This window comes from Bacillus salipaludis (assembly GCF_030938565.1).
Taxonomy (GTDB): Bacteria; Bacillota; Bacilli; order Bacillales; family Cytobacillaceae; genus Neobacillus; species Neobacillus salipaludis_A.
This window is the reverse complement of sequence record NZ_JAVGVR010000001.1, coordinates 2,627,589-2,646,231: the sequence shown is the minus strand read 5'-3', so window position 1 is coordinate 2,646,231 and position 18,643 is coordinate 2,627,589. Positions and strand designations below refer to the sequence as shown.

Below are 18,643 nucleotides of genomic sequence, written 5' to 3'. Positions count from 1 at the left end.
CTCCTTTCTAGAAGGTAGCCGATAACTTTTTCCTACCTTCTGCAGCCCCAGAAGCAGATAACTTACTACACTCCCTAAAGGCAAAATGTTTACAGCCTAAACATTTGTTTTTGTTAATCTGTATGAGGGCGTACTGAATCGCTTCACCTGTATGCTCAAAGAAATGATCCTCTCCAATCATTTGATAGAGGCCGGTCTTCTGTAGAACTCTTTCCGGCTGTGCATTCAGACCTGATATGATAACTATACCACTTTTTGAAAAATGACGGACAATACTGGCTAAAATCGCCTCACCCGTTGTGTCCATAAATGGAACCCGTCCCATTCGCAATAAAAGGATTCCTGGACGGTAGTTAATCGTACTCATGATTGTTTTTTCAAAGGTTTGAGCTGCCCCGAAAAACAATGGTCCCTCCACATTAAAAATACTAATTTGCGGACAATCATGTGTATCCGTCACCATATTTGTATCCACTTTTTCATGCTTATGCTCGCGGTTTGGCAAAGCCTTTGCCGTAACCGTTACATCACTCATCCTCTTCACAAAGATAAGCGCTGACATTACAAGACCTACTTCCACCGCAGTTGTCAAATTGACAAAAACCGTTAATAGAAAAGTAACGAGCAAGGTTAAAGAATCCATCGATTTTGTTTTAAATATTTGGGAAAACACTTTTCTTTCACTCATGTTCCAGGCAACCACCATTAAAATCGGCGCCATACTCGCTAGCGGGATATAGGATGCATGGGGGGCAAAAAATAAGAGCACAAGTAAAACCACGATCCCATGAATAATCCCGGAAAGCGGTGAAACAGCTCCATTTTTTATATTGGTTGCTGTTCGGGCCAAAGCCCCGGTTGCCGGAATTCCACCAAATAATGGCGTTATCATATTAGCTATTCCCTGCCCAATCAGTTCCTTATTGCTGTTATGGCGGCTATTTGTCATTCCATCCGCAACAACAGCAGATAATAGAGATTCAATCCCGCCAAGCATGGCAATGACAAAGGCCGGTTTTAACAATTTCACAATCATTTCCACACTTAAATGTGGAATCTGAATTTGTGGCAATGTACTAGGGATTTCCCCATAGGATGTTCCAATTGTCGCTACTTGACCAGGATAAAAAAATGTTGCCGCAAGGGTGGATACGACTAAACCAATCAGCGGGCCGGGCACCCTTGGCACGATCTTTGGAGTCAATATAATTGTGATCAAGCAAATCCCAGCTGTTAAAATACTGTAAAAATTGGCAGTACCAAGATGAACAAAGATTTCCTTAAGGTTGAGAATAAACTCTTCATGTTTTTTGATTCCCGAAAGCCCTAAAAAGCTTGCCACCTGCCCTGTAAAAATCGTTACGGCAATCCCGGTGGTAAAACCAATTGTGACTGGACGCGGAATGTATTTGATGAGCGAGCCCAGCTTAAAAATCCCCATCAATGTCAGCATAATCCCGGCTAAAAATCCAGCAATTATCAGGTTTTCATAGCCATAAGTCATGACAATTCCGAAAAGAATCGGAATAAATGCTCCGGTCGGACCGCCAATTTGATACTTCGAACCGCCTAATAAGGAGATAAGGATCCCTGCGACAATCGTCGTATAGATTCCATACTCCGGCTTCACCCCTGAAGCGATGGCGAACGCCATTCCTAAAGGAATCGCGATGACGCCTACAATTAATCCCGAAATGAGATCTTTTGGTACACTGCGTATGGAATAATGATGGAATCTTTTGTCAATCAACATATGAACCCTTCTTATCTTCTTATTTTTATATATCTGATTATTTGAATATAGGATAACACGAAGGTTTTAGCAATACTTTTTTCAAAAAAATTTCACTTGTTTTCTATTTTCGCAGATGCTATAATAACAGAGCGATGAGCTGAGTTGTGTAAGCCGAAGAACATTCCTTCATGGAACACACTATGTGGAGTGTGGTTCTTCGCCTCAATACGCGAGAAGGCGCCTTCTTTGAAAGGCGTCTTTTTTTGTTCAATTTCTCCAAATTCTATTAGCACTTCTTTCCTAAATCTTTTACAATAAAGATGGAAGCTTGATTTGAAAAGTGGAGGGATAGACATGAATAACCACGAAATTGATTATAAAATTTATGGGGATGACATGCAGTTTGTAGAGGTAGAATTGGATCCGCAAGAAACGGTCATTGCTGAAGCCGGAAGCTTTATGATGATGGAAGATGACATACATATGGAGACAATCTTTGGTGATGGAAGCGGCGGCGGTGGCGGCCTAATGGGCAAACTATTCAGCGCCGGAAAACGGATGCTGACCGGTGAAAGTCTATTTATGACTACCTTTACGAATCAAGGCGTAGGTAAAAAACATGTTTCCTTTGCAGCCCCTTATCCCGGAAAAGTAATTCCGATGGACCTAAGTGAGTTAGGCGGTAAAATTATTTGTCAAAAGGATGCTTTCTTAGCCGCTGCAAAAGGGGTTACTGTAGGGATTGAATTCCAACGAAAAATTGGGGTTGGTTTTTTTGGCGGTGAAGGTTTTATTATGCAAAAACTTGAAGGCGATGGACTAGCGTTTGTTCACGCCGGTGGTACGATAATTCGCAAAGAACTACTTCCTGGTCAAAGCCTGCGTGTCGATACCGGTTGCTTAGTGGCATTAACGAGTAATGTTCAATATGATATTGAATTTGTAAAAGGAGTCAAAACAGCTTTGTTCGGAGGCGAAGGTTTATTCTTTGCCACCTTGCGTGGACCGGGTTCTGTTTGGATTCAATCACTGCCGTTCAGCCGGCTTGCTAGCCGTGTGTTTGCAGCAGCCCCTTCCCGCGGAGGCGCTAAAGATGAAGGCAGCATTGCCAAAGGCATTTTTGATATGTTTAATGGAGATTGATAGAGAAAGCAGGGCCGTATTTTTGGCCCTGCTTTTAATCTGTTTAAAATAAAAGTGACGAATTTTTCTTGTTCGTCACTTTTAAAAACATTATTTGGTTGGATTCTTTGGACTATTTTCAAGAATTTGAATGTTTTGATCCCTCTCCCCGCCATCTGAAAGCTCTTCGGAAAACTCGTGATTTGCTTTGTTCCCTAATAGCATCTCAGAAGAACGAATGGTCTTTGGTGGTAAATTATTATTAGCTGCTGCCTGCTCGTTCCATTTTCCCATCAAAATCACCTCAAGCTTAGTATTGATATTTTTCATTCCTTTATGATAAAAATACAAAAAACGCTCAAAATGAGCGTTTTTTGTATTTTATATAACCATTTTTTTGTTTTCTTTTAACTGCAGTTCTTGACTTTCTGTTCCATCCTGCTCACGATTCTTCTTAATTTTGAAATGATAAATTAAGTAGCAGGCAATGACAAACGGAACTCCCAGGTAAAGCGCCAAGCGTTGATCCTTATCAAACGCTAAACTTGCAAGAACGATAATGTTTAATGTTAAGCCTAAAATTGGTACAAGCGGGAAAAACGGGGTTCTGAATTTTAGGTCCTCCACTTTACCACCCTCACGGATAAACTTTCTACGAAAAGCAATTTGCGAAGCTGTGATAGAGATCCAGCCTACTTGGGCGCCTAAGCCTGCTACTGAAAGCAGCCATAAAAATACAGTTTCTTCAGCAAAAAATCCTGATAATAAAGATAATAGTGCAATAACCATCGTAATGACAAGTGCGTTAATTGGAACACCGCGTTTAGAAACTTTCGTAAGAGCGGGGCTAGTCATTTTCTCTTTTGACATCGCAAACAACATCCGAGTTGCTGCATAAAGGCCAGAGTTTGCAACTGATAATAATGCAGTCAGGATAACAAAATTCATGATGTCTGCTGCATAAGGGATACCAATGCTATCAAAAACAACAACAAATGGACTTTCGACTACCCCTGCTTTATTCATTGGGATAAGTCCTGCTACAACAAAAACCGCTAATACAAAGAAGAAAAGTGTACGCCAAACTGTTTGTTTAATTGATTGCGGAATAGTTTTCTCGGGTTCTTCACTTTCTCCTGCTGCAATCCCGATCAGTTCGGTGCCCTGGAACGAAAAGTTAACCGTAATCATGGTAATAAGTAAAGCAGTAAGACCATGCGGTAGAAGTCCATGTGCAGTGAAATTTGATAAGAATGGTGCAGGCGTTCCGCCCTTCATATGGACTAATCCAAACATCGCTGCTCCACCTAACACAATAAATAAAACAATGGCAGCAATTTTTATGCTTGCAAACCAAAATTCAGCTTCAGCAAATGCACGTGCGGAAAGTGCATTTAGAGCGAATAGGATGATTGCAAAAACAGCACTCCAAATCCAAACTGGTGTATCAGCAAACCATCTTTGCATCATCTGACCGGCAGATAGTAATTCCAAAGCAACTGTTACTGCCCATCCTAACCAATACAACCATCCAAGTGCAAACCCAGTTCCGGGACCAATAAATTTAGTGGTATAGGTTTGAAACGAACCGGAAACTGGCATGGCAACCGATAGTTCTCCAAGGCATAGCATCGTTAAGAACATTATAAATCCGCCTACGATATAAGAAAGAATGGCACCAGTTGGTCCTGCCTGGCTAATGGTATACCCAGATCCAAGGAATAAACCAGAACCGATTACTCCCCCTAGGGAGATCATGAAAATATGCCTTGCCTTCATCGTTCGTTTTAATTCGTGATTGTTGTTTTCTGGAAAATTCATAGAATTTCTCCTTTCATCCCTGATGTGAATTCGCTTTCAATATGATAAAAAAAATGAAAATAGCGACAATTCTATGCAATAGGGAACGCTTTCAATGTTCCTGCTTGCAATGAGTAGAATAAGCTAATTTGAAAAAATGCGCAAGAGCCAATTCTTGTTAATTTATCACTATTTCTCTTTTAAATATGCAAGTTTCATGCCAACTATAATTGTTTGATTTATGAACTTTTTCGACAAAATGCGCCAAATTTCTTTGCGTTTATATAAATATTTTTGCACATTACTGCAAAAAAAATGCTCCTTCCAAACAAAAGGAAAGAGCATTATATATTTTTACATACAATGTTAAACCGACTCTTATACCCAGCCACGGAAGCGTGATGCTTCTGCAACTTTTCGAATTCCTACCATATATGCTGCTAATCTCATATCTACCTGATGAGTTTGAGCAGCTTGGTAGATATTTTCAAACGATTCGACCATTACTTTTTCAAGCTTCTCTTCAACTTCTTCTTCTGACCAATAATAACCTTGGTTATTTTGTACCCATTCGAAATAAGAAACAGTTACACCACCGGCACTTGCAAGAATATCTGGAACAAGAAGAACGCCACGTTCAGTTAAAATTTTTGTTGCTTCAAGTGTAGTTGGTCCGTTCGCTGCTTCTACAATAATCGAAGCTTTAATTTTATCTGCATTGTGAGCAGTAATTTGGTTTGAAATTGCAGCAGGGATAAGAATATCACAATCTGATTCAAGTAATTCTTCATTTGTAATCGTATTTTTAAATAGCTGAGAGAATGTTCCGAAACTATCTCTACGATCTAACAGATCATTAATATCAAGACCGTTTTCATCATAAATAGCACCATACACATCCGAAACGCCAACAACTTTTGCACCTGCGTCATGCATGAATTTTGCAAGGAAGCTTCCAGCGTTTCCGAACCCCTGAATAACAACGCGTGCGCCTTCAAGAGCCATACCTTTTTTCTTAACTGCTTCTTTAACACACATTGTAACACCAGCTGCCGTTGCAGTTTCGCGTCCTTGTGAACCACCAAGCACTAATGGTTTACCTGTGATAAATCCTGGAGAGTCAAACTCGCGTAAGCGGCTGTATTCATCCATCATCCAAGCCATGATTTGTGAGTTTGTATAAACATCTGGTGCTGGAATATCTTTTGTAGGTCCTACGATCTGGCTGATTGCACGTACATAGCCACGGCTTAAGCGTTCAAGCTCTCTGAATGACATTTTTTTGGGATCACAGATAATACCGCCTTTACCTCCTCCATATGGAAGGTTGGTGATTCCACATTTTAAACTCATCCAAATTGACAGTGCTTTTACTTCTTCTTCATTTACCTCTGGGTGGAAACGCACGCCGCCTTTGGTTGGACCCACTGCATCATTGTGCTGGGAGCGGTAACCAGTAAAAATTTGAACAGTTCCATCATCCATTCTTACTGGAATGCGCACAGTTAATAAACGAATTGGCTCTTTTAATAACTCGAACATTTCGTTTGTATATCCTAATTTTGAAAGTGCTTTTTGAATCACTGTTTGGGTTGAGTAGAACAAATTTAATGCTTCTTCTTCTTGTTGTTGTTCTTTTGTCATTTGATCTATCACAGTATTTGCGGTCATGATTGACACCTCTATAAATGTAATGGTATTGGTTTAACAAATAAAATTATTTAGATAATACTTTTTCAATTTTTTCGAATGCCCAATTGATTTCTTCTTTAGAAATAATAAGCGGTGGGGCAAAGCGAATTACTGTATCATGTGTTTCCTTACAAAGGAGACCTTCTTCTTTCAATTGTTCGCAATATGGTCTTGCCTCTTCTGTTAATTCAACCCCAATAAATAATCCTCTTCCTCGAACATCTTTAATCATTGGATTGTTGATGGTTTTTAATTTTTCAATGAAATAGTTACCTAATTCTAAAGAACGTTCAGCTAATTTCTCATCTTCAAGTACTTCTAAGGCTGCTATGGATACAGCACATGCAAGTGGGTTTCCACCGAATGTAGATCCGTGTGAACCTGGGTTAAATACGCCTAATACATCTGAGTTTGCAACCACACAGGAAATTGGGAATACCCCGCCTCCAAGTGCTTTACCCAAAATCAACATGTCTGGAGTTACCTCTTCCCATTCAACTGCAAACATTTTACCTGTACGAGCAAGACCTGCTTGAATTTCATCTGCAATGAATAATACATTGTTTTCTTTACATAGTTCAGATGCTGCTTTTAAGAAACCTTGTGGTGGGATAATGATTCCTGCTTCCCCTTGAATAGGCTCGATGATAAATGCAGCTGTATTTGGAGTAATTGCAGCTTTTAATGCTTCAAGGTCACCATATGGAACTAATTTAATTCCTGGAAGCATTGGCCCGAATCCGCGCTTATATTCTGCATCAGATGACATACTTACCGCACCCATTGTACGTCCGTGGAAGTTGCCAATGCACGCAATAATTTCCGCTTGATTTTCAGCAATTCCTTTTACATCGTAGCCCCAGCGGCGAGCTGCTTTTAAAGCAGTTTCCACTGCTTCTGCACCAGTGTTCATAGGCAATACCATGTCTTTACCAGTTAATTTACTTACTTTTTCATACCATGGACCAAGTTGATCACTGTGGAATGCACGTGATGTTAGTGTTACACGGTCTGCTTGGTCTTTTAATGCTTGAATGATTTTTGGATGACGATGTCCTTGGTTTACTGCTGAATACGCACTAAGCATATCCATGTATCGAATACCTTCTGGGTTTTCTACCCATACTCCTTCAGCCTTCGCAATTACGATTGGCAGTGGATGGTAGTTATTAGCACCATATTTTTGTGTTTGCTCAATAATGTTAGATGATTTTTGTGTTGTAGCTACTGTCATGTTATATTTCCCCTTTCATTTCGTTGCATTAAATTAATATGCAAGTTTCGTGCCAACTTTATTTTTTGCGGTTTGAAAAGGGTTTCAGCTTTTTGAGCGCCATATTATTTTGCATATATTGATTTTTCAATCACTTAAACGCAAAAATATTTTGCGTATCACCTATTTTTCCGTTAATATAGAATCATAGAGAAAGAAGCAAGGGGAATGACTATGGAGAAAAAATCTATTGAATACTTAGAATATGTAAATCAGATGTACAAACAGATTTTGGATGAAGTGGATGTTGGTGTTCATGCCGTGGACGGTTCGGGAAAAACCATTATCTATAACAAAAAAATGATGCAAATGGAATCGATGGATATCCAAGACGTTATTCATAAAAATCTATTAGATGTTTTCCGGTTCAAGGATAATCAATCTAGTACACTCGTAAAAGCTTTACAAGAAGGTAAGGAAACGAAAAATGTAAAACAAACCTACTTTAATAATAAGGGACGAGAAATTTCAACCATCAATAACACGATTCCAATTTATACCGACGGAGATATTCAAGGTGCAGTAGAAATTGCAAATGATATCACAAAGCTTGAGCGCCTTATGAAGGGAAATATGAATGGTAAGGGTGCACCAAGTTTTACCTTTGATAGTATTATTGGGGAAAGTCCGGCAATCAGAGAAGTCATTGAAAGTGCAAAGCGGGCAACGCGTACCTCTTCCTATGTGTTAATTGTCGGTGAAACCGGAACTGGGAAAGAGCTTTTTGCGCAAAGCATCCATAACGGCAGTAACCGCTTATCAGGTCCATTCATTTCCCAGAACTGTGCGGCTCTGCCTGATAATTTAATCGAAAGTTTGCTTTTTGGGACAAAACGCGGGGCGTTTACAGGTGCAATGGATACCCCAGGACTATTTGAACAAGCAAATGGCGGAACTCTGCTGCTGGATGAAATTAATTCCTTAAATATGAATCTGCAAGCAAAATTATTGCGCGTTCTTCAGGAAAAAACAATAAGAAGGATTGGGGATACAAAGGATACTCCAGTGGATGTCCGTGTCATCGCTAATATTAACGAAGATCCGATTGATGCGGTTGCCAATAATCATATGCGTAAGGACCTTTATTACAGGCTTGGGGTCGTAACTGTTTTTATCCCTCCATTAAGGGAACGGAAAGATGATATTCCATTACTCGTCGAGCATTTTATTCAAAAATATAATAAACGATTCCATATGAATGTAAAAGGATTGCACGAAGAGGTACAGGAATCCTTTCTTGAATATGACTGGTTTGGTAACGTTCGTGAGCTTGAACATGTTATTGAAGCGGCAATGAACAATATGATGGATGAGGAATTAATCCGCTATATTCATCTTCCTTATCAATATCGGAATAAAATGCAGTTAAAAGAACGGATGATTCCAATTTCCTCCGTTGAAACCTTTATTAACCGCAATGAGGAAGTTGCTGTTCCATTGAAGGAACAGATGGAGTTATTTGAAAAGTCTTACATCGAACATGTTTTGAAAAAGAATGATGATAATATCTCTAGAACAGCAAAATTACTTGGGCTAAGCCGACAAAGTCTGCAGTATCGAATGAAGAAACTGAATATCGAATAAAAATTAGGCGGTGTGCAAAATTTTATTGCACACCACCTTTTGGTTTTAAGATTTGCCCGCTACTAAGGTGTACGTTTTCGGTAAGCCAATATCATGGATTTTGTGATTAGGTTCTTCTTCTAATACCGTTATTCGAAGGCCGTTTTGCCCTACAGCAGTTACTACTTCCCCTAACATCCATTTCCGCTGTAATGACTTCGAAAGCTCCGTCTGGTGTTCGGAACCCATATGCTTCGAAAAAGCGACATTGACTTCTTCTAATGACGGATCAAAATAATTCCCCGTCACTTTATGTTTCTTCCCGCTTGAAGTAATGAGCTTTGTTGAGATGGGATGAAATTCATGAAGAATAAAGATTCCACCTTTAGAAAGCTTGGAATAAATGGTTGAAAATAACGGATGTAAGTCAATAAAATAATGTAATACCCCTAATTCCAGTAAGACCATGTCATAATCTTCGTTTTGAATGAGATCTGAAAGGTTTAAGACATCTGAGACTACATACTCTAGTGTAACTCCTGCTTCTCGGGCTACTTCTTTAGCAAAACGTTCATTTTCCACAGAAAAATCAACAATCGTTACATTTGCCCCCAATAAGGAAAGGGCTACCCCCTTAACCCCGTTCGATCCCATTAAATGAAGGATTTTTTTATCTTTTAGATCCCCCATATATTTTAAAAATGGATGCAGACGCCATTCCGGATTCTCTATTATTTTTATCGCAGCATTGGCAGGCTCTCCATATCGATTGATTAATGCTTCGTAATTATTTTGATTCCATGCCCTCTGATTGGCTTTTGTCATTTGTTTTTGATTATTTAAGAGATAAGAATGAACTTTTTCAGCTAGCACCGGATTAACTTTGGGGTTATTCAAGTATGTATAAAATGATAAGCACCAAACCATTACTTCCTCTATTTCTACCGCAATTCGGTAAGGGTTGGTTCGGATAGTTGTATTATATTCGCAATGAATATGTACCCTATTTTCATTGTAACCAAAAGTGAACGAAGCACTTTTGACATCTTTTTTAATCTCAGAAGGCAAATCATCTAGAAACAAAGCATAAACCTGTTCAAGCGCATCCCATTGGACATCAATAAAAATAGATTTCGAACTTTCCATCTGAATTCCCTGTATAGCCAAGGAAGTTGGACCAACAAATTGATAAGAGATATTTTTTTCTTCAAATAATTTAGCGAGACTAAGAATAGTTTTCATAGTGCCTGGCACCACCCGAATTTTGTCGAATTTTATTTCACAAACTTAAGTATTAATACATAAACTATTAATAAGAGGATTGCTTTTTAAGATATGAATCATTATAACAATTAAGTAAAATTCTCTGCAATGGAATCTAATTATTATAACGGATTCTGTTTTTAAAGGAAAAATACAAGCATAAATATTCCATTTTTTACTCATACTAATGAAAAACTGAGGTGATGGAAATGGGATTACTCAACTCCTATAATCAATGGAGAGAAAATAAATACCAAAATTTTGTCTCCAACATGAAAGACCAAGGCAAATGTCCTGATTGCCAAGGCAGAGGCTACACCGTTTATCCCTATAATGAATTTGCTTATTTCAATTCCTTTGAATGCCCAGGCTGTCAGGGCAGCGGTACGTATACAGATTGGGAGGAAACGAGATAATCATTAAAAATCAAACCCTTCGATGGAAAATCGAAGGGTTTTTTGCTGAAATCATTTTCTATTTCTTGTAAAAAACTACCTAAAGGAATGTATCTAGTATCATTGCTACAGCAAACGCTACAAATGAAAGAATCGTTTCTAACACGGTCCACGTTTTAAAGGTTTCTACCACACTTAATCCTAAATACTCTTTTACCATCCAAAAGCCGGCATCGTTCACATGCGAAAACATTAAGGAACCTGCACCTGTCACAATAACCAGCAATTCAAGGTTAACCCCCGACATATGCTGAATGACCGGTGAGACAATTCCGGCTGCAGTGGTGAGTGCGACGGTTGCAGAACCCGTAGCAATTCGGATTAAACCCGCAATGATGAAAGCAAGCACCAATGGTGACAAGGATAAATTATTTGCCATTTTAGCAATGGTATCCCCTACCCCACTCTCAATTAAAATCCCTTTAAATCCCCCACCTGCACCAATAATGAGCGCAATCGATCCAATTGGGAGCAGGCATTCTTCGGTTAATTTTTTAATCAGGCCTCGGTCCATTCCCTTGCGCATCCCGAGAAAATAATAAGCCACAAAAACGGAAATGAGAAGCGCAATAATCGGACTGCCGATAAAAGTAAAAAATTTCATTAACCCTGGAGTCAATCCCAAATATGGTGCTACAGCCGATAAAACCATCAAAATAACCGGAAGAAGGATAATAAAAAAGGATATCCCCGTTCCAGGTAAGGAGGTGGACCTGGTTTCAATTTTAATTAATTCAGGCTCTCCTTCTGGAATCACCCGTTTATGAACCCATTTTGCAAATATCGGGCCTGCGAGGATTGCCGGTATAATTGCCACAACGAGAGAATAGATTAAGACTTTTCCAAGATTGGCTTTATAAATACTAATGGCTGCTAATGCCCCTGGGTGCGGCGGGACAAGGCCGTGAACAATAGATAAACCTGTAATACACGGCAGTGCGATTAGTAAAATATTTTGCTTTGATGTTTTCCAAATGGAAATGACCAATGGTAATAAAATTAAAATTCCTACTTCAAAAAATACGGGAATACCGATAATAAAACCAGATAGTAACATCGCCCATGGCAGGTTCTTAACTCCAAATGCTCGAATAAAAAATTCTGCTATTTGTGTCCCTGCACCTGTGTCGGCCATCATTTTACCCAATATGGTTCCTAAGGCAAGGATCCCAATTAAGTGTCCTAAAACACCGCCAACTCCTGTCTCATAGGCTGCAACAATTTTATCAAGCGGCACTCCCGCTACTAGCGCTAAAAACATACTGGCTACAAGTAAACTAATAAATGCATGCCACTTAAAAACCGATACTCCGACCACGACAATGAGAATCGAGATGACTGTCATCAACAATAAGTATGTATCCAAATATATTCACCGTCCTACTAATATGTTTTCCTGAATTTCTCCAGGAAGATAGTGAACAATTAATCCTCCTATGAATTTCTATTAGATTAGGTGTATTGTTTACCATGTCACAAATGAAAATACAAATTTTTTCTCCCGCATATTAAAAAGGTTTTTGGAAACGTTAAGCTTATGTCTGTTCAACATTTTCTAGGGGGTTAAACAATGTCTGTGTTTGTTTACCAAACGTTTGAAATAAAACAAGACAAATTTAAAGAAGCCATTGAAAATTTAAAAGAAATTAAAAAATTTAGGAACGAAAATTATAATCATCAAGTAGAAATCTTAACACCGATTTCGGGAAAAGATCATACGTATTCCTTTTTTTCCACTTATGAGGGGCTGGCAGAAATGGAATTACAGAACAAAAAAATGTTTGACGATGAGGAATACTTAAAATTAATCAGTGAGTTCTTTTTAGAAAATGTTGTTCAAGGAAGTATGTATACACAAATCTTTCGGACCATTAATGAAGGGAAAGGGTAAAAAATGGGTCCAGCTCCCTCTACGATGGAACTGGATCCCCTTGCCTATTAAAAACTGGAATTCAAAATATCCCTCCTCCTACGAAAATGATATGATTATCACCGAGATTACTATATTACAAGGATGAATTACATGAACAAATTAGTTGTCTTCGCACTGATTTCCACTATAATTCTTGCCGGCTGCAGCTTAAAAGAGGCCAACGCTAAAATGGGCAAAGAAAATAAACAGATAGGCCATTCTTCGAAAGCGCGGTTAAGGATCCAAAATGATTCTTTTCCGGAAGTGGACAATCGGCCTATTTTTCAACCGAGAGCCACTATTTCTATAAGTCCTATTACTTTTGAATCTATAAATGCAATCATTACTACAGAAGATCTTAAGGAAAATGTTCAAGAAATTCGTTACCATATTTGGCGTACAGCTGACGGCCCGCAAGACAGGAAAACCTTTTCTTCTGCTGACGCCGCCAGTGATTTTTCATTCGAGTTTAATACAAATGAATTTTCAGGAAAACGCGGTGAGTACCAAGTGGCGGTCTATGCCGTTCAGGGGGATGGTTTAGATAAGCTTATTGCAAAATCTACTTTAACCTTCCAACAGCATGTCCCGATTTTGATGTATCATGCCATTGATAATTATAATGGTATTGGACTGCGGGAATTATTTGTTTCTCCCGCTAATTTTGAAGATCAGATGCGCTATTTAAAGGATCACGGCTATTCCTTCCTGACTTTTGAACGCTGGGGCGAGGTCAATAAAGTAAATAAGCCAGTTCTAGTTACCTTTGATGACGGAATGAAAAATAATCTAAATGCTTTATGGGTCCTGCAAAAATTACAGGATGACACCTTTCATCCGGTTGCGACCGATTATGTTATTGCTGGGTCGATTGATAAAACTCCTACGCGGCTATCTTCTGCTGATATAAGAGAAATGGTGGATTCCGGTATTTTCTCCATTCAGTCTCACACGATGTCACATGCTGATCTGCCCATGGTGACAAATTTGGAAGAAGAGCTTAAAAGCTCAAAGGAAAAAATCGAACAGGTTACCGGGAAACCTGTAATAGCCATTGCCTATCCCTTCGGTCATGTTGATCGCGCTGTTGTCGAAGAGGCAAAGAAATACTATCAATATGCAACAACTACTAAACCGGGAGAATTTATTGAAACAGGTGAGCCAGACGAAATGCTGCTCATGAGGCGGGTACGGATTTCTAACTCAACGACCATTAATCAATTTGCTGCGTTAGTACAATCATGGTAGTAAGCTATTGATGTGCTTCCTTTTTTATTTGTTAAATGGACACTTTACACTTAGTCTTGGAAATTTTGTCTATAAAACCTCTTTTAAAAAAATCGCTATTAAAATACGAGGAAAGAAAATAAAAAAACCAAACAATGCCATGCACTGTTTGGTTTATTTTCTTGAGGAACGATTGTATTTTCTTAAAAGCTGTCCGAATAATTCTCGTTCTTCTGCCGACCATTCCTCTAAAACTTCACTGATTCTTTCAATTCGTGCTTCCTGATGCTCAAAAAATTCCTTTTTCCCTAATTCCGTTATCTGAAGGGTGTAAGCCCTGCCATCCAATGGGTCCGGTATTCGGTATACATATCCTTTTTGTTCAAGGGCAGCCGTCTGCCTGCTTACCGTAGAAATATCCAACTGGAATTCATCCGCAAGGACCTTTGCTCCTGCGGGTCCTTTTGAAATAATCCTATGTAATAAAAGATAGGCGGAACGATCAAGATGCCCAATATTTCTATTTGCCGAAGTCACTCGGCGGATTAGGATTGCCAGCTCAAGATCTATGGTTACCACTGAATGATCTCCCATATATATCCACCCCGCTTTATCAATTCTTTATCAACATCGTACCACACGGAATATTATTTTGGAATCAATTATCTATAGTCGAACTGAAACTGTAAATATTCTCCATCAATTAGAATACACTATTGACAGGAATAAAAATGGTTGTATAATACAAACATATACTTTTATTATACAACTTGTTTAACATGGGAATCTATGTACAAGGAGGGGTTAGATGCAAGCTCACGATATCATGATTAGTCAAGTACACAAAGTAAAGGATACAGACACAGTCCGGTCTGTGATTGAGAAATTTATTGAATTTGGAATCAGCGGTCTTCCAATTGTAAATGACAGGAATGAAATTGTTGGTTATATCAGTGACGGGGATATTCTAAGATTTATTGGAAAACATGAAGACCGAATCGTTGACTCTTTCTATTATGCATTCGTCATCAAAGGGGATAATGAGGAATTCGAGGAAAGAGAACGAAGAATCTTGGCGTTAAACGTAATGGAAATTGCCCAAAAGAAGGTTTATAAGGTTTCTTGGGATGAGGAAATGGAGAATATTGCGGCTGTTTTAGGAAAAAAACAAATTAAAAAAGTTCCAGTTGAACGAAATGGAGTTTTAGTTGGGATTATTAGCCGCGGGGATGTTATTCGAAATTCATTTAAAGGCCTTCTTTAATCTTCATAAAATTAAATATAAACAAAGGGGAAATGTATATGTCATCATCACCAGAATCTGTTGCTTCTTCGCCGACAAAATCGGCCTCAAATGTAGAAGCTAAGGCAGGTTTACTAAGTCAACCAAGAGCAGTATGGGCTGTTTTTTTTGCCTGTATTATTGCCTTCATGGGGTTAGGCCTTGTTGACCCAATTCTTGTTACCATAAGTGAAAAACTCCATGCAACACCAAGTCAAACCACTCTTCTATTCACAAGCTACAATGCTGTTATGGCTGTGGCCATGTTGGTCACTGGAATGATTTCTTCCCGACTCGGCATCAAATGGACACTCCTCTCCGGTATCGTTATTATTGCCATTTTTTCAGCTCTTGGCGGGTTATCAAATAATATTTGGGCACTTGTTGGATTACGCGGCGGCTGGGGTCTTGGAAATGCCTTATTCGTTGCTACTGCCTTGGCAGCGATTGTTTCACTATCAAACAGCGGTACTGCAAAGGCGATTATTTTATACGAAGCAGCTATTGGGCTTGGAATTTCCGTTGGTCCGCTTCTTGGCGGCTGGCTCGGCGGCATGTCTTGGAGAGGTCCATTTTTAGGTGTAGCTTCTTTAATGGTTATTGCTTTTATCGGTCTTATTGCCTTAATGCCAAATGCTAAACCGAAAAATGTTTCTCAAACTAAAACATCTTTAAAGGATCCATTTAAAGCATTAAAGCATCGTTCTTTATTGGTTTTTGGTATTGCAGCTGCTTTATACAACTTTGGCTTCTTTACACTGCTTGCTTTTGCTCCATTTGTTATGGGATTGGATGAACATGGAATCGGTTTTGTTTTCCTTGGCTGGGGAATTTTGCTTGCCGTTACTTCCGTCTTTATGGCACCAATTCTTCAAAGAAGATTTGGAACCGTTAAATCCATGTGTTTCATGTTAACCATATTCGCAATTGTGTTAGCAATCATGGGAATCTGGACCTCTACACAATGGGTGATAATTGCAGCGGTTATTTTTGCTGGAGCATTATTGGGAAATAACAACACTTTAATTACAACTGCCGTGATGAATTCTGCTCCTGTTGAGCGCTCTACTGCATCTGCTGCATACAGTTTCTTACGTTTTATTGGTGGAGCAATTGCTCCCTATTTCGCAGGAAAATTGGCTGAATGGTATAACCCTAGTACACCGTTCTATGTTGGTGCAGCGTTTGTTTTATTATCAGTTATCTTTATTGCATTAAATCATAATCATATCAAACATGTCGATAACGCTGAAGTCGGTCATTGATTTGATTAGAGGGTCTGCCCCGTTTTGGGTAGATCCTTTTTAATGGATCTTGTTTTTCTTAAAGCGGCCCCGAACATCTGATACATCCGCAATCGCCAAAAATGCGGAAGGATCAATATCCTCCACCAAATTTTTTAACTTTGATTCCTCAAGTCTTGTAATAATACTAAAAATAACCTTTTTATTGTCACCAGAAAAAGCACCTTTCCCTTCAAAATAGGTAACTCCTCGACCTAAACGTTCAGTAACTGCCTGTCCAATGACATGTGCTTCTTCGCTTATGATCCAAACAGATTTCGATCCCTCCATTCCGGCTACCACTGTATCAATCGCTTTCGTGGCGAGAACATATGCCAATAAGGAGTACATAGCTCGGTCCCAACCAAATAAAAATCCGGAAGCACCTAAAATAAATACATTAAAAAACATGATGATTTCCCCGACGGAAAAGGGAACCTTTTTATTGATGACGATTGCAAGAATTTCAGTGCCATCTAAAGCACCGCCATTTCGAATTACAATTCCAACGCCTATACCAGCGATAATACCGCCAAAAACAGTTGCAAGAAGAATATCATTTGTAAAGGCAGGAACGGGGTGAAAAAGAGAGGTAAAAATAGATAAAACGAAAATTCCATATATCGTTGAAATCGCGAATGATTTACCTAGATGCTTAAATCCTAAATAAACGAAGGGCAAATTAAAAAGGAAAAGAAAAATTCCAAGCTGCCATCCTGTTATATGTGACAGCATAATCGAAATTCCGGTAATACCCCCATCAATAACATTGTTCGGTACTAAAAATATTTCTAGTCCGGTCGCCATTATTATAGCTCCAATGGTAATGGCTATCGCTCTGCGAATGATTTTATTTAATGGATACTTACGTTGTTGAATCGTATTGATCCCTTCGGTCATATCATCACCCTTACTATTTATGTTTTTAAGTTACCAATTCATTAATAAATATATCTATCTTTATTATATCATATTTTTTACAAAAATATGAACTTCAGTTCATTTTTAGAGCACTAAAAAACCAGCACGCGGCTGGTTATCTTATATATTCAATATCTTTCAAGTAATTCTATGATTACTTTAAATGTCGAAGTAGTATCCATATAGGCATATCGCCCTTTGCCATTCCAGAAGTTTCCCCTTTGGATGACAGGATAACCCATTTCCTCAAGCATTTTTATTTTTTCATCCATATCCTCTACCACAAATGAAATATGGTGGACACTTTCCCCATATGTATCAAGATGTTTTTTCCACGTGCTTGGGGAATCTCCTGGTTCAATTATTTCGAGTTGAATGAGTGGAGTATTAATAAACATATACTTGGATTTGCCTTCTGTTGGCTCCCCTTCAAAAACAACCTGGGTAAGATCGCATGGACCAGATTTTATCACAGCTGGTTTTTCCACACCTAACAACTTACAATACGCTTTAGCAGCAGCATCTAAATCCTTCACAACAATCGCTAGCTGCTCTACTTTATTCGTGCCAAGGAGCGGAGGAGTATATACCTCCGTACTTGGAGTTGTATCCCTTGGTTCCGCACTTTCAAGCAATTCAACTAAAATCTTATGATCCTTCAATGTATCCACATAAACGTATCGTCCATCACTAGAGGTAAATTCACCGCTCTGCAGTAGAGGATAACCATTTTCCTCAAAAATAGAGAGCGTATCTTTAATGGAATCTACATCAAAGGCAAGATGATGAATTCCTTCGCCAAAGGTATCCAGAAATTCACGCATAGTCCCTGGTTCTTCATTTGGTTCGATTAATTCAAATTGGACAGTCGGGGTATTCATAAAAACCAGCTTACTACGTGAATCGGTAGGCTCCCCGCGAAAAACAACCTTAGAAACTTCTCGGTCTCCTGTTAAAAACCATTTTTGCTTTGGTATCCCCAAAAGTTTTGAAAATGCCTCTGAAGCCTGTTCAATATCGTGTACAACAAAGGCAAGTTGATCGATAACATTATTTCCAGCCAATGGCTGTTTTGCTGTCAACGGCTCATTCATTTAAACCCCTCCCCATTAACA

General features: G+C 38.9%; 17 protein-coding genes. 7 read left to right on the top strand and 10 right to left on the bottom strand.

What is annotated here, in order from left to right:
• Nucleotides 1-7: 7 nt before the first annotated feature.
• On the bottom strand, nt 8-1,753 hold the full coding sequence (locus RCG21_RS13030) for a SulP family inorganic anion transporter (protein ID WP_133333623.1): 1,746 nt from the start codon (nt 1,751-1,753) through the stop codon (nt 8-10).
• Between the two features lie 336 nt (nt 1,754-2,089).
• On the opposite strand from RCG21_RS13030, the gene RCG21_RS13025 reads away from it, so the two are divergent.
• Nucleotides 2,090-2,878 (top strand): TIGR00266 family protein, encoded by a 789-nt coding sequence (locus tag RCG21_RS13025; RefSeq protein WP_133333624.1) that lies wholly within the window; start codon nt 2,090-2,092, stop codon nt 2,876-2,878.
• A 90-nt stretch (nt 2,879-2,968) separates the two neighbouring features.
• Here RCG21_RS13025 and RCG21_RS13020 read toward each other — a convergent pair whose 3' ends face one another.
• From RCG21_RS13020 to RCG21_RS13005, 4 genes are all read right to left on the bottom strand, one after another.
• Nucleotides 2,969-3,151, bottom strand: coding sequence for a hypothetical protein (locus RCG21_RS13020; protein WP_133333625.1), 183 nt, complete (start codon nt 3,149-3,151; stop codon nt 2,969-2,971).
• Nucleotides 3,152-3,238: 87 nt separating this feature from the next.
• The gene (locus RCG21_RS13015; protein WP_133333626.1) at nt 3,239-4,678 is read right to left on the bottom strand and encodes an amino acid permease; all 1,440 of its coding nucleotides are present in this window, start codon (nt 4,676-4,678) and stop codon (nt 3,239-3,241) included.
• A gap of 357 nt (nt 4,679-5,035) precedes the next feature.
• Entirely contained in the window at nt 5,036-6,301 is a 1,266-nt protein-coding gene (locus RCG21_RS13010) for a Glu/Leu/Phe/Val family dehydrogenase (protein ID WP_235824759.1), read from the bottom strand.
• Nucleotides 6,302-6,374: 73 nt separating this feature from the next.
• Complete coding sequence (locus RCG21_RS13005) at nt 6,375-7,583, bottom strand: ornithine--oxo-acid transaminase (RefSeq protein ID WP_133333628.1); 1,209 nt, start codon at nt 7,581-7,583, stop codon at nt 6,375-6,377.
• A 213-nt stretch (nt 7,584-7,796) separates the two neighbouring features.
• Here RCG21_RS13005 and RCG21_RS13000 point away from each other — a divergent pair, with 213 nt between their 5' ends.
• Nucleotides 7,797-9,206: a sigma-54 interaction domain-containing protein gene (locus RCG21_RS13000; protein WP_308913239.1), complete on the top strand. Its 1,410-nt coding sequence runs from the start codon at nt 7,797-7,799 to the stop codon at nt 9,204-9,206.
• Between the two features lie 45 nt (nt 9,207-9,251).
• On the opposite strand, the gene RCG21_RS12995 is transcribed toward RCG21_RS13000, so the two are convergent.
• Nucleotides 9,252-10,427: a class I SAM-dependent methyltransferase gene (locus tag RCG21_RS12995; RefSeq protein ID WP_235824743.1), complete on the bottom strand. Its 1,176-nt coding sequence runs from the start codon at nt 10,425-10,427 to the stop codon at nt 9,252-9,254.
• 230 nt (nt 10,428-10,657) lie between these two features.
• On the opposite strand from RCG21_RS12995, the gene RCG21_RS12990 reads away from it, so the two are divergent.
• Entirely contained in the window at nt 10,658-10,864 is a 207-nt protein-coding gene (locus RCG21_RS12990; protein ID WP_026575151.1) for a DnaJ-like cysteine-rich domain-containing protein, read from the top strand.
• Nucleotides 10,865-10,943: 79 nt separating this feature from the next.
• Here RCG21_RS12990 and RCG21_RS12985 read toward each other — a convergent pair whose 3' ends face one another.
• Nucleotides 10,944-12,269 carry a GntP family permease gene (locus tag RCG21_RS12985; RefSeq protein ID WP_133333630.1) on the bottom strand — a complete coding sequence of 442 codons (1,326 nt, stop codon included), beginning with the start codon at nt 12,267-12,269 and terminating at the stop codon, nt 10,944-10,946.
• Between the two features lie 204 nt (nt 12,270-12,473).
• Here RCG21_RS12985 and RCG21_RS12980 point away from each other — a divergent pair, with 204 nt between their 5' ends.
• A complete protein-coding gene (locus tag RCG21_RS12980; RefSeq protein ID WP_133333631.1) occupies nt 12,474-12,794 on the top strand; it encodes a hypothetical protein in 321 nt (106 codons plus the stop codon).
• A 132-nt stretch (nt 12,795-12,926) separates the two neighbouring features.
• Nucleotides 12,927-14,063 carry a polysaccharide deacetylase family protein gene (locus tag RCG21_RS12975; protein WP_372512646.1) on the top strand — a complete coding sequence of 379 codons (1,137 nt, stop codon included), beginning with the start codon at nt 12,927-12,929 and terminating at the stop codon, nt 14,061-14,063.
• Nucleotides 14,064-14,216: 153 nt separating this feature from the next.
• On the opposite strand, the gene RCG21_RS12970 is transcribed toward RCG21_RS12975, so the two are convergent.
• Nucleotides 14,217-14,636 (bottom strand): MarR family winged helix-turn-helix transcriptional regulator, encoded by a 420-nt coding sequence (locus tag RCG21_RS12970; RefSeq protein WP_133333633.1) that lies wholly within the window; start codon nt 14,634-14,636, stop codon nt 14,217-14,219.
• A gap of 214 nt (nt 14,637-14,850) precedes the next feature.
• Here RCG21_RS12970 and RCG21_RS12965 point away from each other — a divergent pair, with 214 nt between their 5' ends.
• On the top strand, nt 14,851-15,306 hold the full coding sequence (locus RCG21_RS12965; protein ID WP_133333634.1) for a CBS domain-containing protein: 456 nt from the start codon (nt 14,851-14,853) through the stop codon (nt 15,304-15,306).
• A 38-nt stretch (nt 15,307-15,344) separates the two neighbouring features.
• Nucleotides 15,345-16,589, top strand: coding sequence for an MFS transporter (locus RCG21_RS12960; protein ID WP_133333635.1), 1,245 nt, complete (start codon nt 15,345-15,347; stop codon nt 16,587-16,589).
• Between the two features lie 39 nt (nt 16,590-16,628).
• On the opposite strand, the gene RCG21_RS12955 is transcribed toward RCG21_RS12960, so the two are convergent.
• Both RCG21_RS12955 and RCG21_RS12950 read right to left on the bottom strand, forming a co-directional pair.
• Nucleotides 16,629-17,507 (bottom strand): YitT family protein, encoded by an 879-nt coding sequence (locus RCG21_RS12955; RefSeq protein WP_133333636.1) that lies wholly within the window; start codon nt 17,505-17,507, stop codon nt 16,629-16,631.
• Between the two features lie 149 nt (nt 17,508-17,656).
• Complete coding sequence (locus RCG21_RS12950; protein WP_308913237.1) at nt 17,657-18,622, bottom strand: VOC family protein; 966 nt, start codon at nt 18,620-18,622, stop codon at nt 17,657-17,659.
• Nucleotides 18,623-18,643: the final 21 nt, after the last annotated feature.